This window comes from Chitinophaga lutea, assembly GCF_003813775.1.
Lineage (GTDB): Bacteria > Bacteroidota > Bacteroidia > Chitinophagales > Chitinophagaceae > Chitinophaga > Chitinophaga lutea.
Genome location: NZ_RPDH01000002.1, coordinates 1,244,401 through 1,260,914 on the forward strand (window position 1 = coordinate 1,244,401; position 16,514 = coordinate 1,260,914).

Consider the following 16,514-nt stretch of genomic DNA (forward strand, 5'->3'; position numbering starts at 1 on the left):
GTGTTGATGGATTACCAGCCTGGGTTTTGCGTCAATGCCCTGTTCAGCGTGAGCTCCCGTGTAGGGATGGGCCACAGGGTGTTACGGTCGGAGATGTTCGGCCCGAAACCTTTGATGTAAAGGTTGAGGTATGCGGGCGTGGTGAGGTTGCCGAGATCCTTTTCAATGGTTTCGGACAACTGGTGCATCCTTTCCACGAAAATCCCCCAGCGCAGCAGGTCCGCTTTACGGAAGGTTTCCCCGTTCAGCTCCCTCGACCTTTCGTCGCGGATGAACTGGCGGAAGGGCTCCTGCCCGGCCGTTGCGGCGGCGGGGGCCAGCGCGTCCGCCGGTGTGTAGATGGTAGCCGTGGCCGTAGCGCCGGAACCGTTACCGCCGGTGAAGGCGATGGTGGGCGCCGAGTTGTATCCCACACCTTTCGCCAGCCCGTAGATCGCATCGTTGGCGAACGTGACGCCGGTTACTTTGCCGCCGGCGATCACAGCCGTGGCGGTAATGCCCGAACCGCCGCCACCGGTGAAGGTTACGGTTGGCGCAGTGGTATAACCCGCGCCGCCGTTGGTGATGGTCACGGTTTTGATGCCGCTGCTCCAGCCCCGCCGCCGCACTTTATTGACGGCTTCGATGGCCTCAGGCGTGGGCCCGGATATTTCGTTCTCCGCTTCGGCGAACATCAGCAGCACGTCGGAAAAACGTATCAGCGGGCAGTTGATCGGCGTGGCGGTATTGTTCTTCGGCAGCACCAGCTCGTATTCGCGGCGGTATTTGCCGGGCCAGCGGTTATAAGCGTTATTGCGGTTAACGGGCGTGGTGATGAATGTTTTGAAGTTCGCGGGCTGGCTTGCCGTGCCGTAGTTGAACGTGGCGATGCACCAGTCCCTTCTCCCATCCCCTTCCTCGTAACGGTAATACAGGTCCGCCGTGGCTTTGATACCGGCGTAGGCAAAACCTGTCTGCGAATTCTGTGTGGCCGGACCGTTCACGTCGCCCAGCGAACCGGTTTCGGTATAGGCGTCGGACCTGTTGCCCCAATATTCCACTTCCCACAACGATTCCTTAATATCGTATTTGTCGGTGATCAGGTTCATGAACACGCCATGGTAAGACGGGTTCAATGCATGCCCTGCTTCCGCATCGTCCATCACTTTTTTCGCCCAGCCGCGCGCTTCCGCGTACCGGCTCACGTCTTTCACCGGGTGGCCGGCCATGTGCAGGCATACGCGGGCCAGGATGCCGCGTACGGCGGATTTGTTCACCCTCCCCCCGAAACCGAAATGCGTGATCGGCGCCACCAATCCTTCGGCTTCCTTCATGTCTGCGATGATGCGCTCATACACTTCCCTGGCCGTTGCACGCGGCGCATCCACATCGTTCACGGATTTGGGCGGCTGCAGTATCAGCGGCACGCCGCCGTAGCTCTGCACCAGCATAAAATAATAGTACGCGCGCAGAAACAGCGCTTCCCCCTTCACTCTCGCCCGCACGGCGGAGTCGATGGACGGATTGTTGTTCAGGTTGGCCAGCAGGTAATTGGCGCGGCCGATGCCGATGTAGAGGTTGCTCCAGAAACTCTGGAAATCCGGATGCGCGGCGGTGTAATCGTACACATGCAGCCCGCTGAGCGGCGCATTCTTGACGTACCAGTGCTCGTCGCCCTCAAAACCGAAACGGAAATGAATGGGGTTTGAATAGAGTACGCCCAGGTTGTCGTACACCCCCGTCAGCGCAATGTTCAGCTGTTCCGCCGTCTGGTAATACGACGAAGGCAGCAAAAAGTCTTTCGGTTTGCGATCCAGTTTCTCCACACATCCGCCGAAAACCATCACCATCAAAGCGGATAACAAAATATATCTGTATTGCATGTTGTAAAGTATGAGCGTCAGGAATTAAAAAGTAACATTCAGGCCGAACACCACCGTTCTGGCAATCGGGTACGCGGAAAAGTCGAAGCCCGGCGTGAGCACGGAACTGCGCACCGATACTTCGGGATCCATGCCGGAATAACTGGTCAGCGTGAGCAGGTTCTGCGCGGCCACCGTGAGGCGGAGCCTCGTCAGGTGCAGCGTCCGCAGCAGCCTGTCGGGGATGTTATACCCCAGCGATACGGTCTTCAGGCGCAGGTACGACCCGTCTTCCAGCACCCGCGAAGAATAGCTGCCGATGGTGCCCTGCCCGCCGGGTTTGAAGTTCCGGTTGGTGGGGTTGGTTTCGCTCCAGCGGTCGAGGTAACTGGCAAACTGGTTCAGGCTGAGGCGGATGTTGCCGTTGCCTTCGAACATATAGCGGTTGGCGTTCAGGATGTCGTTGCCGTACGACCATTGCAGGAAAATGCCGAGATCGAACCCTTTGTAAGAAAAGTTGTTGGAGAACCCGCCGGTGTGAATGGGCTGCCCCCGGCCGATCACCACGAGGTCCGCGGTGGTGATGTCGCCATCACCGTTCACGTCGCGGTACTTGATGTGCCCCGGCTGCGCGGCCGCGCCGTTATTGTGCACGCCGGCTTTCAGCGTGTACTTCCCGGCGGGGGACTTGTCGAAATCGCTCAGCTGGTACACCCCGTCGAAAATGTACCCGTAGAACATGCCCGCGGGCTGGCCTACCTGCGAAATGTACGGCGGGTTGTTGTTGTACTGCGTTTCGAAGTTGACGGTGGAATACAGCGCATCCTGCCCTCTCACCAGCTCGAGTATTTTATTCTGGTTGAACGCGATGTTGAAACTGCTGCTCCATTCAAACGCTTTCGTTTTGACGTTGACGGTTTTGAGCGACAGTTCGATGCCCTGGTTCCGGATCTTGCCGATGTTCTGCTGCGCGTTCAGCATGCCCATGGTAGCGGGCAGGTCGGCGTTCAGCAGCAGGTCGCTGGTGATTTTCCGGTACCAGTCCGCCGTTACCTCGATGCGGTTGTTGAACAGCCCGAGGTCGTAACCGATGTTCAGCTGGCGGGTGGTTTCCCAGCGAAGGTTTTCGTTGCCCAGCCCGCCGATGATCGCGCCTTTGCCGGGCACGCCGTTGTTGAAGGAATAAGAATTGGCGACCGGGAAACTCAAACCGGCGAACGCATCATAGTTGCCCACCCGGTTGTTGCCGGTGCTGCCGTAGCTGAACCGCAGTTTGGAATTGGACACCACTTTCAGCCCGCGCATGAAATTTTCCTCCTGCATGTTCCAGGCGAAAGATCCGGAGGGGAAATAACCCCATTTGTGACCCTTCGCGAATTTGGAGGACCCGTCGCCCCGGAACGTAAATTCCAGCAGGTACTTCGATTGGTAGTTATAAGTGAGCCGCCCGAAATAAGACGCCATAAAATTCTCCCCGCCGCTGGCGAAGCTGGAATACGGAATGCCTTCGTCCAGCCCGGGCATCTCCAGCTGCTCGTTGGGCAGGTTCTGCGCGGCATAACCGTACGTTTCGGCTTTGTATTCCTGGAACGATACGCCGCCCAACGCCGTGATCTTGTGATCCTTGCTGAAGTTCGTGGTGTAGGTCACCGTGTTGTCGTTCGACCAGATGTTGGTTTCCGTAAAAATCACGGAACCGTTCACCCCGCGCACGTTCCGCGGGTTGAGCGGGCTGCCCTGCACGGTTTTCGAATTATAGAACACGTCGCCCCTTCGCTGGCGGTTCGACATGGAGCCGGCGAAACGGAACACCAGGTTGCTGAGGGGTGAATACGTCACGTAGGCATTGGCCAGGAAGTCGGACGTTCTGCTTTTATTGTATTCGTTGTTGTTGGTCGTAATGGGGTTCAGCCGGATGTCGTACTGGTTGAGGAAAGCCATGTCGCCGTCGTCGTCCTGCAAGTCCGTGTTCGGGTCGCCGGCCACGGGGCGGTACCCCCAGGCCCTCGATAACAGGTAGGTGGTGAACGACGGCCCGTTGCCTTCCGCCAGCGGCTGGCCGAAGGTGGTGAGCCGGCTGTAGTTGGCCGTGAGGCCCGCCTTGAACTGGCGGCCGATACTCTGGTCGATCGACACACGGCCCTGGTAGCGGCTGTAGCCGGAGTTGATGACGATGCCCTCCTGGTCGTACACCGACCCGGAAATCGAATAGCGCGTTTGCCCCGAGCCGCCTCTCACCGCAATGTTGCCGATGGAGATGGGCGACTGGCGGAACACCTGGTCCTGCCAGTCGATCCCCTGCACATCCTTGTACGATTCGAGCGTTCTGCCGTTCTGGAAATAGGTGGCTGCCGCGGAAGTTTTATTCAGTTCGTTCTGGTATTTCACAAAATCATAAGCGCCCATCACCTCCATCTGTTTCTGCGCTTGCTGGATGCCGTGCGACAGATTGAGCGTCACCACCGGCTTGCCGATCTTTCCTTTTTTGGTTTCCACGAGTATCACCCCGTTGGCCGCGCGGGAGCCGTAAATGGCCGTCGCGGAAGCGTCTTTCAGGATGCTGATGCTTTCGATGTCGTCGGGGTTCAGCATCCCGTCTTCCGGGTCTTCGATCGGGAACCCGTCTATCACATACAATGGAGAATTACTCTGTGTGAGGGAGTTGGCGCCCCTGATCACGATGCCCATGCCTTTGCCCGGCTGGCCGTCCTGCGACGATACCTGCACCCCGGCGATGCGCCCTGCCAGCGCTTCCGTAAAGGAGGCCACCGGCGCTTTGGAGAGATCGGCCATGTTCACCTGGCCCACCGAACCCGTGAGGTCCGTTTTTTTCACGGTGCCGTAAGCCACCACCACTTCCACCTGGCCGAGGGTGTTCGACGACTGGCGGAGGCGGATGTTACCCAGGTTCAGTTCCTGCGAACCGGTAACGGTGAGCGGGTGCCGTACCGACTGGTAACCCAGGCAGCTGATCTCCAGCACATAACTGCCCGGCGCTACGCCGCTGATCAGGAATGCGCCGCGCTGGTTGGTGGAGGTGCCTTTGTTGCCCGGCATCAGGCGCACCGTGGCCCTTTCCACCGGGGCGTTGGCGCTGTCGAGCACGATGCCCGTCACATTGCCCGCCGCGGCGGGGTTTTGCGCGGGAATACCGTCTTCTTTTTTGCGGTAGATGAGGATGGTTTTGTTGTTGATCTCATAACCCAGCGGCTGGCCCGTCAATGCCAGGTCGAGCAGCTGCGGCAGCGGCATGTTCACCGCGTTGAGCGAAACGGGGCGACTGTTTTCCAGCACCTTTTTGTTGCTGAAGATCACGTAACCCGTCTGTTTTTCGATGAGGTGGAATACTTTCGTCAACGGCATGTTATTGCCGGAAATGGTCACTGCCTGCGCCATGTTTTTCCCCGACACGTGCAGGAAAAAGAGCAGCATTAGGTAAGCGGTGTATCTCATAACCCGGAGCATTTGACTGCAGGGGCCGGGCATAATACGGCCGCTGCAAATGGCATTAAATTGCATACATTTACGTTGATTTGGTTGATTAATAAGCAGTCTGCCACGACTGTCCGTTTCAGTTGATCGCCAGATCGCCGATGCGCTCCGGGGCCTAATCCGGAGCGTATTTTTTTGGCGTATTTATTTGCCGGTGAGTATCACCAGGCGGTTATTTTCCAGCCTGTATTTCACGTCCGCCCGTTCCAGCATTTTGAGGATGCCCGAAAGCGGGATGTTGCGTTGCATTTTCCCGTAGAATTCCATGTCCGGTATGCCGTTTTCGTATACCACTTCCACATTGTACCAGCGCGAGAGCTGGCGCATCACTTCTTCGAGGGAAGCGTCCTGGAAGTTGAACAGCCCGTTTTTCCAGGCCATCACCTTGTCTGTATCGACGTTTTCTTCCACTTCCACCTTGCCGTCCGTTTGCACCGCCTGCTGGCCCGGGGAGAGCACTACGCCGGTGTTGCCGGAATTGACTTTGACCCTGCCGCTGAGGAGCGTGGTTTTGATATGGCGTTCGTCCGTGTATGCGTGAATGTTGAAGGCGGTGCCGAGCACCAGCACTTCCGTGGTTTTGTTGACGATCACTTTAAAGGGCGCCGATGCGTTCTGCGCCACTTCGAAATACGCTTCGCCGCTCACCTCCACCGTACGTTCGCCGCCGCTGAAAGCGACCGGGAAACGGATGGACGAAGCGGCGTTGAGCCATACCTCCGTACCGTCTGGCAGCAGCAGGCGGAACTGGCCGCCGCGCGGCGTCGTTAACGTATTAAAGACACCGGCGCCGGCGCTGGTTTCCGTATAATGAAGCTTGCCGTTCCGTTGTACAATGGCCCCGTTGCCCTGCGCGATCCGGCGCGCCGAACTGTCGAGCGTCACCACGCTGCCGTTGCCCAGGGTGAGCACCGCCTTGTTGCTGCCCGGCAATACATCCGCCACCTGCGTTACGGCCGGCGGCGTGGAAGGCGTTTCTTTTTTCAGCAGCCAGAAAGCGCTGCCCGCCAGTATCAGCAGCACCGCGGCCGCGGCGATGCGGTAGGGCCACATGCGGCGCAGTGGCGCGGCGGGCCGGATGCGCTGTTCGATGCCGGCATAGATGCGCGCGAACACGGCCTCCTCCCCTTCGTTGCCATACTTTTCCTGGTGCAGGCTCCGTTCCACCAGACGCCCGAACGCCTCCAGGTACGCGGGGTCGCGCAGGAGGTTTTCCAGCTGCCGTTTATCCGCAGCGGTAGCGGCGCCGGTGACGTATTTATCCGTTAGTTCTTCGAGCAGGGCCATGTCCATAAAAAATGTATGCTGTTACTATTAAAGACGCAAAACAAAAAAGGTACGGGGGATGCGGACGAAAGAAAAAACACATTTTTTTATTCCCTATAGGTAATACAGGCAGAATATGGCGATATGCAAATGGTTGCCGTTGTTTTTCAGGTAAGTGCGGAGGAAGTTGAGGGCGAGGGTGATGTATTCGCTCACCGTGTCTTTCGAGATGTTGAGCTCGGCGGCGATTTCCGCGTGCGACTTCCCTTCGAGGCGGCTCATCTCGAACACCTTTTTTCTTTTGGCAGGCAGCTGGTCCATTCCCCTGCGCAGCAGGCTGTTCAGTTCTTTCAGTTCCAGCTGGCTATCGGGCACGTACAGCGTTTCCGCCACATCCTCGTCGCCATCCGCCGGTTCCGATGCGAGTTTTTCGCGGAGGCGCGATACGATCTTGTTGCGGGCGGTGATAAAAAGGTATCCCCGGAAATTTTCGATGGCGGGGAGCGTGGCGCGTTTTTCCCACAGGGCCACAAACACGTCCTGCGTGGTTTCTTCCGCTTTTTCGGGAGAACGCAGGTAAGCCAGCGCGTGCGCGTATATATTGGGCCAATAAGCCGCCACCACCGTTTTAAACGCCGGCTGGCTGCCCATTGCCATCTGCTGCAACAAATGCGCTTCGTTTTGGATATCTGCGTACATTCCCGTGGAGGCTGGCTTTTTTAAAATTGATCCTGGCGAACAGGCAACTAAAGTATAAAAAGAATGGGAAATGTTAACGTACCCGTTTATGAAATAGCGGATTGCACCCAGGGACTGGAAGGAGCCGTGAGCAGCGTGCGGTGCTCCCGGTGCAGGTTGGCCAGGTCGTCGAGCCGGCCGCTCCACATCACATGCCCCAGCATGAAATTTTCGCTGAGGTTCTCCCAGGAAGTATAATGGCCCCGCAGCTGCCGGCCGAGCCGGCGGATGTGATAGAGCGCCTCCCCTTCGTTGAGGTATTGCCGGTCGTATCCCCAGCGGCAGAGCGCAATGGCGCGGCCCAGGTCCCAGGTCAGCGCGTCCGTTTTACTCCCGTTGGCAAAACACCCCGCCTCCTGGAGAAAACGGTAACCGCTGGCGATATTGTCCGCATACCAGGAAATATCCGTTTTGTCGCCCGTGCTTTTCACATCACCGTGCAGCTTTTCGATGGCGGTCGCATCGCCCATCACTTTCCAGATGACCCCGAAATAATGCCGGTGCCCTTTCCCTTCGAGCCAGGAAATGGTATTCAGCAGATGGTCGCGGCTTTCGATGCCCCAGTCTTCCTCCAGGATGATCTTCACTTCCGCCATAGCCGTGCCCGTGCCCAGGGTATTGAGCGGGATGCAGTTCAGAAAAGCGAGGTTGGCCCCGGCCGCGATGTTTTGCTGGTCGTCGTCGCTGAGCCCCGTATCCGCTTTCATTTCCGGCAGGTAAGGATTTTCCCCTCCCTTTTTATCCTTCACGGATTGCAGGTATTGCTGATCGGCCGCTTCCTGCCGCCGTTTTTCCTTTTTCCGGGAAACGTATCGCAAAAGGATTAACATGCCGGCAACGGCGAGAAATACCAGGAAGTAGGTATAAAAAGATGGCGTATTCATAGTGGTGTATTGAGCTGGTTCCGTCTGTTTAAAGATAACAAAAAATTAAAGGGCTAACTTCGCCCGGCAATTTAGCATTTTACCTGACAACGAAGCAGTGACATTGAAAAAGACGATCTGGATAATTACCGGCATGATGGCCGCCATGCAGGCCCATGCGCAAGACACGACGGACCTTTGGCGCAAGGCGCGCCAGAACCCGAACCTCGGACGGCAGAAATACGCGGAACTGCGGCTGCACAGCGGCTCTCACCTCTACACGGGGCAGGCCCTCTCCGAATTTCTCCAGCACGGTTACACCGGTGTGGAAGTGCGGGTGGCCTGGCAATCCACCGGCCGCGAAACCTGGCAGCGGGCCTTCAACTATCCCAATTACGGCATTGGTTTTTACACCGGCAACATCGGCGATGCTACCGTGCTCGGCAATCCCAGCGGGGTGTACGGCTTTTTTAACGCGCCTTTCCTGCGCAGGAAGCGCCATCAGCTCGAAGCCGGGCTGGCCCTGGGTTTTACATACGACCTCAATACGTATGATTCGGTGAAAAACCCGCTGAACGATGCCATCAGCTCCAAAATAGCAGTGTACTTCAACCTGGCCGTTACCGGGGTATGGAAGATGAACGAGCTGTTCGATCTTACCTACGGCCTCGACCTCACGCACTTTTCCAACGGCCGCACCCACACGCCCAATCTCGGGCTGAATATGTACGGCCTGCATGTGGGCCTCCGGTACCATTACAATCCCCTGCGGCGCATCGCAAAGCAGCAGATCGAGCCCGGCTTTGAGCCGGCCCGCCGTACTACGTACGACCGGTCGCCCGTTCCCCGCCCCGACCGTTATCACCAGCTAAGCCTGTATGGGGCTTTCGGCGTGGTGCAACATCCTGGCAAACCACGCATCAGCGCCTTTTACGGCACCGCGTCCACCGCGCTCGACTATACGTACCGCTACGGCCACCTCGGCAGCATCGGCGCGGGCGTCGACGGGTTTTACGATGCCTCGCTGGGCCAGCTGTACCGTAAATATGCGACGGTGCGCGCTACCGACAAGATGCAGGCCGGCGTCCACCTCGGGCACAACCTGCACATCCAGCGGCTCGAGCTCGTCACCCACGTGGGCGCTTACGTGCTGCAGCGCGACGGCGAAAAAGGGAAAATGTACATGCGGATCGGGTTGCGCTACAACATCAGCCGGCGCGCGTTCGCGCAGGTAGGATTAAAAACGCTGAAAGGCGCTACGGCCGACTGGATAGAATGGGGCGGCGGCGGCGTGCTATACAGGAGCAAATAAGATTGATTATCTTGAACGGTACATTCATCTAAAATTGTTACTCAATGAAAAAAATCCCGCTGTTTATCACCTGTACTTTATTTGCCTGCCAGTTAAACGCACAGGTTTCCACCCTCAACCGCACCCTCGTGAACGGCGCGCCGGACGACGGGTCATCCGCCATCCGCATCAACGGCAATGCCCGCCTCACGGCGAGGGGACAAAGTTATATAGCGAATAACTATGCCACGTTCGGTGAAACGATTTCCGGCGCCGCCACCCTGATCGGCAACAATGCGATCGTCAACCCCGATATACGCGAAAGGATCGATTATGGCACCACTTCCCCGGACGGCAGCAACGCCATCGTACAACAGTTCCATTTCGGTACGATGTTCCATGTAAAAGCCACTACGGCCAATGCACGCGCCGCCGGCGATAAATGGTTCGAGGTGGGCGACGGCACCGACGAGGTGATGCGCCTGACGCCTTCCCACAACGTGCTCATCGGCACGCTGACCGACGACCCGGCCTACAAACTGCAGGTAAAAGGCAGCATCAAAGCGCAGAGGGTCAAAGTAACCCTGACCGGCTGGCCCGATTTTGTATTCCGGCCCGGTTATGCGCTGCCTTCACTGCAAGAGCTGGAAGCCTATGTAAAAGAACACCGGCACCTCCCCAACATTCCATCCGAACAGGAAGTGCTCCGTGACGGCGTAGACCTGGGAGACATGAACAGGCAACTGTTACAGAAAGTCGAAGAGCTCACCTTGTATATTATCCAACAGCACAAACAGATCGAACAACTCTCCGAGCGGATAAATTCACTGGAAAAGAAATAATCGAAGAAGCCGCACCCGTTGCGGCTTTTTTGTTGATCAGAATGCCTGCAGGATTTTGGCGGACCCGGCGCGGCGCACAGGGCTGATATTCGTTCCGGCGCCGTTGGGCGTACCCATTTCCACGCCGATAGCAAGCAGTAAGGTGATGTGCGCAGGCACGTCCTCGATGCCGGGTATTTGCAGCTCTATGGATGTTTCCGGGAAAACGTGCGTGCAATGCGCCCAGGATGTATCCACGTAAGCCCGAAATCCATCCATGGCGCCGCCGTCGGCCAGCTTGAATCCATGTTTCCCATACACCACATCCACAGCGCTCCCCAACGTCAGGGTAAAACGGAAATACGGATGCTGCCATGGAAAAGCGACATGGAAGCCGGGATGAAGCTGCGGGATGGTCACCACCGCACTGGCCTGCGCCCGGTTGACCTGAAAGGCGACCGGCAGGTGGATAAGATGATCGAACTGATATTTTTTGTTGAAATTAAACCCGTTCAGCCAATGGCGCCACTGCGCCCATTCCACCTGTCGCTGTCCCCGGTTCCTGACCGGATCTTCCAGCTGTACTTTTTTGCACAGCCTGTTCAGCGTTCCTGAATAGTTATAGTCACTGAGATGCCGTACCATACAAACCGCGTCCCTGATACTGGTACCCGCCATGGAACTTGCGCCGAACTCGGCGATGTTCTCGCGTGTGCGTTGAAACTGGGGCAGTTTTTTGATCTGCTCTTTGGAAGGCCCGGCCTTGCGCCGGATAACAGTCTTGTCTGTTCCCGCCATTTTGTAAGCTGAAAACATACCGAGCGGGCCGGTAAATCTTAAGTCGCCGTCAAGAATTGCCATGGTGTATTTGGTTTTAAGTTATGCAAACACCGGTAAATCATTTACCGGGAGATTATAATAACATACAGATTCAACATTGGTTCAATAGTGGTGTCCCACAGATGTCCCACATCTTATAAGATGTGGGACATCTGTGGCGCATCTCTGGAACATCAGTGGGACATCTGTGGGACATCCTCTATGAAAGACAATAGGAACAACGGTTTCGGACCAATGAATCACCGGCGAAACACCAGGTATAAACACGGGAAGTGATCATACAAAACGAAGTAAAAAGGAAGGATTACACAAACATAGTTGTGAAAAGACGGGATTTTGAGCAGCAATACTACTACATCCACAAATATGATTGCGGATACACACAAAGTAGATTGCGAGAATCACTTCAGTTCCAGCGGTACTTTTTTCTGTTTGAGATCGGCGTTATCGGTGCTCCAGGATTTGCCGTTCCAGCTGTACACGAAAAACTCCTGTTCGAAAAAACAGCTGTCGATACAATCTCCTTTGAATGCCGCGGGGCATAAATCATCCCCGGGGATATCCATTTTTTTGCGGGTCAGGTAATTTTCAACCCTGATAAAGCTGCTGTCGGTTTCGGGAATATATGCAATGAGATTTCGGGCGGTATCGATGGCTTTTACAAACATAAAAACGCTTTCTCTTGCTTCCCCGGTCAAAGGCAGGATCACATCATAGGTACAGGATGTGCCGCAACCCTGGGATAAGATGAACGCATCGCGGGATTTACCGACCAGCTCCAGTGTTCCGTTTCCCTGCACATCAAAAGTGGCGGTCGTTACATTTGTTGCCCCATCTCTTCCCCATACCACCCGGTACACCGACGAATCTGCGTTTTCCATTTTTATCCCGCAAAAAAAGCCATCGCCGTCAAACAGGTATTTTACCGAATCCTGCCGGTCGTGGCCGCCACCGGGCGGGGTATTGCACATACTGCACGAAAGCCACAGCGCCATGCAAGCCATTATTACACTTATTTTAGTTTCCATAACCCTTTAATGCCTTTTATTTTTTCAGTCAGCGGTATTTTCTGCATCAATTTGTTCCGGTCGTAAATCGTGCTGCTGGCTGAGTTGTAAAAAATAACCCCTTTCCCCACGTTGCTATTTCCGTATTCTGCCTTGATGGATGCGCTGGCGCTTGCCTGCCATGCTTTTGTTTCTTGTTCATTCGTATAAATGGTCTTTTCAGGGGTTTGAAAGGACGCATTGGCCTTGTCGCCGGACTTGGACACGTCGTAAAACTTGTTCACGATCCCTTTATATGTCCCATCCGCCTTTTCGAAAGAACCGTCAGGCAAATCCCCTCTGTTCCTGATGGACTCTGCCACGATGCTTTTTGCCTTGTCGTCGCCCCCTCTCATTTCCGCATACACGGCTCTTATCATGACCCCTACCTCGCTATCCATTGTTATTTCCGTAGAACGCGCTTTGACAATCCCTGCATGCGCCTCGCTCAATTCTCCGCCCCAGTTGACTGCAGTATTCTCTTTTACCGCTCTTAATTTTTCATTCAGCACATATACTTTCCCGTCGTCTTTTCCGTCATTGCCCAGGTATTCTCCATCTCTTGCGAAGAAGTCTCCGGGGACCATTCCGTCAGGATCAATAAATCTCAAAGGATTGTCGAAGCCATAATTGTAGGGTGAATGCCGACGCATTTTATCCGCCATCGGGTCGATCGCGTGCCAGCGCCCTATTTGCTGGTCATACATCCTTGCCCCGTAATCATACCAGTCCAGGCCGGTGCCAGTGCTGAATTCCTTCTGCTGCAGCTCTTTCCCGTTATACAGGTGCCTGTTGGCGAGCTTGCCGGCTGCCGCGGCGGATATGGCGCTCATGGTGAGCCCGAAAGGATAATAATGCGTTTCCTCCAGCAGCGGGCCAGGTGTGTTCATGACGGTCACATTATCGAAATACACATCCTGTGGCGTTTCGTTGCTGGTGTAAACATACAGGAAACCGCCTTTCTGCATCACCATTTTATCTTTCGCGAGCGTCTGCAACTGGTCCGGCTGGTTCTGCACCTGGCGTACGCCGCTATTCTCCTCCACTAAGTTAAACTGATCGTCGAACAGGGCAAAATTCAGGTATGCTTTCGGACGATTGTCGTTTTTGCCCCTTCCCGGATCTTTTTCCTTCATCCGCTGATACTGGTCGTTTACAAAGCGGTCGGTGAACGGGGAAGCCTGTCCCGGGGCGCCCGCTACTTCCTTACTGCCCTGATTTCCTGTTGTGCCGCCAAATGCGCGCACCAGCGCAGTAGCCATATCGGCTACGGGTTGCCTGGATTTGTCCTGCGGGGCCGTAGTTGTTTTATAAAATGCCCTGGCGCCAATGGAAATTGTATCGCCCGCCATGACTTTCAGCACCAGTGAAGGGCCTACACGCCTATCCGGGTTGCTGCCGTTCAATTTTGCCACCTGGCTGTTGGGGCCGGCGCTCTGGTCCTGCGGATAACCGGCAGGTTTCGCACTGCGGCTGGATTCGACGTTGGAGAACAACGCATTCTCGGTGGCCGCACGGCTGATCTCCATGCTGGCAAGATACAGATTGAACGAAGTCTGTTCCGTCAGTACGGCGCGCACGTTGCCGAGATGATCCTCAATGAAATAATCATAATGGAACTGCACGGGGCCCGACGGCGGATGCACGGCGCGCACCCGGCCTTCTTCATGGCCGATGTACTGCAACTGGTTGTTTTCATATACAACGCCGCTGAGATAATCGGTCACCGTCACCTTTGCAGGAGATACCGTCTGGTCCGTTACTTTTTTGCGGCGTTTGACACCGGCGGCATCGTAACTGAACTCGATGGTGCCTTTACCGGCGAGGGTGATTTTCCGTGGCAGGTTGAGATGATTATATTCGATACCCTGCGCCTGGATATTTTTATTCAGATCCTGCGTCAGGTTGCCATTGGCATCATAGGCATAATCGTTGCCGCTGTTGGCGCCATTGGTAAAATCGCCGAGGCCGGGAGCCTGCCCGTCCTGCACCGCCAGCAGCTTGTTGCTGTTCGCTCCATAGGTATATTGCAGGCGGTCTACCGGCACAATGCCGCCTGTACTCACGCCTTCATGATGCATGGTCAGAATGTTCCCGTTGGCGTCGTAACTGATGTTGGCTGTCGTGAAGTCGGCCACGTTCTTCACCCAGCCGCCTGCCCCGTTGTTCTGCTGACTGTATTCGGCGTGCAGCAGGCGTTCGGCCTTGTCGTACCGGAAGCCGTAGGCTCGTGGGACGGTTCCCGTGTTTTTGCCCCGCCAGCGGACACCGGCAATATTGCCGTTGTACTGACCGTAAGGTGTACCACCCATGGTAAAACCATAATCGTAGTTCAGTTCCTGTCCGAAATAATGATTTGTTTCCTGCCCTGTAACATACAGCTGGTTGACAGATTTGAGCCATCCCCGGATATTGTAGGCATAAGCCAGTGTTTCGAGATTGTTACCGAGCACTTTAGTGGCTACCTGGCCCAGTGCATTATAGGTAATGAGGGAAACCGTTTTTTCCACACCGTCCTTCACCTGATTGTTCACCTGCAACAGGCGCCCGTCGTGATCGTATTTCATTTTGGTGCGCACCCACATGTCGGAGGTTTTGCTGCTTCTGGGATTTGTCTGATGCAGATAAGTCCCCAGCAGCCATCCGCCGAAACTGTAAACACTGGAAAGTATATCCTTCCCTCCCACCGTATTATCGCTGATGTTTTGAATTTCCCTTCCCCGGTCATCATAATACAGGGAAGTAGTAAGCCATTCACCGGTATCCAGCAGTTTCACTTTCCGGCCGGTAACAAGGCCTTTCGTGTGGAGGCTTTGCGTGGCGGCCCTTTCTACCTGGTAATCGGCATCAATTGGCGCCGGTAGTGCAAGTTCCGGAGCGGCCAGGGCATGTGCGCCGGTATAGCCGTAATTATCGTAGAAGGTATAGGTCAGCGGTTCGTATCCGCTGATGCCCGGCAGCGGATTATTAACGGTGAGGGACTGCGATACACCGGTTGCGCCGATTTCAGCAATGAATGCCGCCCCGGCCTCCGATTCAAAGCCTTCCAGGAATACGATGTTCTCCGCGGCTTTATATTCAGGGCGCCCCGTTTCCCGGAAGCTCACTTCCATATTCGCGGCAACCGGCAATTGAGTGGGCGGCAACGCAACATTCCCGCCCGCAGCACCGTCCATCATGGTTTGCAGGCTCTGGCGCGTAGCAGCAGAAGGGTATAATGCCGTCATCACCGGCCGGTTGATATCATCGTAAAAAGTCACCAGCCATTTAGGGTTGGTCCCCGTGCGCAGATTGCCGTCCTGCATGAACACCTGGCGGTCACGGACATCATATACCATCTCCACTACACCCGCACCGGGTACTTTTTTGGCAGTCACGCGGCCTTTGCCGTCATAGTCATAGCAAAAACACAGTTCCGCGAGAATCGTACCCGCATTCAGATCCCAACCGTTGGCAGCCAGCGCGTCCACGGCCTTCGGGGGAATCACACAGCGCAGGAAGTCCAGGTCGTCGTACACATAATATGTACACAACCATCCTGCATGGCCGGGTGCAGTGGATGTTATTTCCACCTTGCGTAACACCAGTTTCCCTTCCTTGTTCTTAAAGTCCACGGTTTGCCCGCCGTGCTCATCGAGGGAAACGGTTCTTGACAACATACCCTCGCTGTAAGCGGCCGGGCTGACGGGTATACTGCCCGCAGCCGTGGCAACGTTCCAAATCCGCACACCATCACTGGCTGTATTTACCTCAAACCGCGTTTCCACTCCCCGCCCGTTACCTGCCCAGCTGTTGCCTGCCGGCAACGCTTTCACGACGCGGTTGAGGGGCGAAGCCTCGTAGTCATTCCGGTTGTAAAACACCTGTTCTCCCGGCAATAAAGCGCCCAGTGCGCTTTGCAACTCCGTAAAAGGGTCTGTTTTGAACTCTCCGCCGGCTGTTGCGGAGGGATACGGCAGATACTGCTGCACATTCCTACCAAACGCATCATACACCATCGTTTCCACCATATCCTGTTGCTGCGGGCCGGTCCGTTTGGTAACGGTCTGCAGCGGGCGGCCCAGGCCGTCGAGGTAAGCGGTTGTCTGTTTCACCTGGCGTGCCGTACGGGCGGGGTCGCTTGCAGTAGCGGCGTCGGTATAATGAAACCGGGGCTCCCAGGTACGGACATGATTCACTTTCGTACCGGCCGCATAGGCACCCGGTGCGGGAATAACGGTGGTTGCCGCCGGCACAGCGCCCGGCTGCGGAGTTTGCGCCATGGCGCCAAGGCCGCTGAACAAACAGGTATAGAACAAAACGTTTTTCATATATGC

10 protein-coding genes are annotated in these 16,514 nt (G+C 55.8%); 2 read left to right on the forward strand and 8 right to left on the reverse strand.

Features of this window, described 5'->3' with window-relative positions; translation table 11 throughout:
• Positions 1 to 11: 11 nt before the first annotated feature.
• The 5 genes from EGT74_RS17255 to EGT74_RS17275 all read right to left on the reverse strand — a co-directional run bounded on the left by EGT74_RS17255 (position 12) and on the right by EGT74_RS17275 (position 8,221).
• The gene (locus tag EGT74_RS17255; RefSeq protein ID WP_123847820.1) at positions 12 to 1,862 is read right to left on the reverse strand and encodes a RagB/SusD family nutrient uptake outer membrane protein; all 1,851 of its coding nucleotides are present in this window, start codon (positions 1,860 to 1,862) and stop codon (positions 12 to 14) included.
• 24 nt (positions 1,863 to 1,886) lie between these two features.
• On the reverse strand, positions 1,887 to 5,294 hold the full coding sequence (locus tag EGT74_RS17260; RefSeq protein ID WP_220392894.1) for a TonB-dependent receptor: 3,408 nt from the start codon (positions 5,292 to 5,294) through the stop codon (positions 1,887 to 1,889).
• Positions 5,295 to 5,477: 183 nt separating this feature from the next.
• Positions 5,478 to 6,626 (reverse strand): FecR family protein, encoded by a 1,149-nt coding sequence (locus tag EGT74_RS17265; protein ID WP_123847821.1) that lies wholly within the window; start codon positions 6,624 to 6,626, stop codon positions 5,478 to 5,480.
• Positions 6,627 to 6,713: 87 nt separating this feature from the next.
• Complete coding sequence (locus tag EGT74_RS17270) at positions 6,714 to 7,298, reverse strand: RNA polymerase sigma-70 factor (RefSeq protein WP_123847822.1); 585 nt, start codon at positions 7,296 to 7,298, stop codon at positions 6,714 to 6,716.
• An 86-nt stretch (positions 7,299 to 7,384) separates the two neighbouring features.
• Positions 7,385 to 8,221 carry a DUF1266 domain-containing protein gene (locus tag EGT74_RS17275; protein WP_123847823.1) on the reverse strand — a complete coding sequence of 279 codons (837 nt, stop codon included), beginning with the start codon at positions 8,219 to 8,221 and terminating at the stop codon, positions 7,385 to 7,387.
• A 103-nt stretch (positions 8,222 to 8,324) separates the two neighbouring features.
• On the opposite strand from EGT74_RS17275, the gene EGT74_RS17280 reads away from it, so the two are divergent.
• Positions 8,325 to 9,512 carry an acyloxyacyl hydrolase gene (locus EGT74_RS17280; RefSeq protein WP_123847824.1) on the forward strand — a complete coding sequence of 396 codons (1,188 nt, stop codon included), beginning with the start codon at positions 8,325 to 8,327 and terminating at the stop codon, positions 9,510 to 9,512.
• Between the two features lie 44 nt (positions 9,513 to 9,556).
• Positions 9,557 to 10,333 carry a hypothetical protein gene (locus EGT74_RS17285; protein WP_123847825.1) on the forward strand — a complete coding sequence of 259 codons (777 nt, stop codon included), beginning with the start codon at positions 9,557 to 9,559 and terminating at the stop codon, positions 10,331 to 10,333.
• A gap of 36 nt (positions 10,334 to 10,369) precedes the next feature.
• Here EGT74_RS17285 and EGT74_RS17290 read toward each other — a convergent pair whose 3' ends face one another.
• From EGT74_RS17290 to EGT74_RS17300, 3 genes are all read right to left on the reverse strand, one after another.
• Positions 10,370 to 11,173, reverse strand: coding sequence for a hypothetical protein (locus tag EGT74_RS17290; protein ID WP_123847826.1), 804 nt, complete (start codon positions 11,171 to 11,173; stop codon positions 10,370 to 10,372).
• Between the two features lie 380 nt (positions 11,174 to 11,553).
• Positions 11,554 to 12,147, reverse strand: coding sequence for a hypothetical protein (locus EGT74_RS17295; protein ID WP_123847827.1), 594 nt, complete (start codon positions 12,145 to 12,147; stop codon positions 11,554 to 11,556).
• A 17-nt stretch (positions 12,148 to 12,164) separates the two neighbouring features.
• Entirely contained in the window at positions 12,165 to 16,508 is a 4,344-nt protein-coding gene (locus EGT74_RS17300; RefSeq protein ID WP_220392895.1) for a DUF6443 domain-containing protein, read from the reverse strand.
• Positions 16,509 to 16,514: the final 6 nt, after the last annotated feature.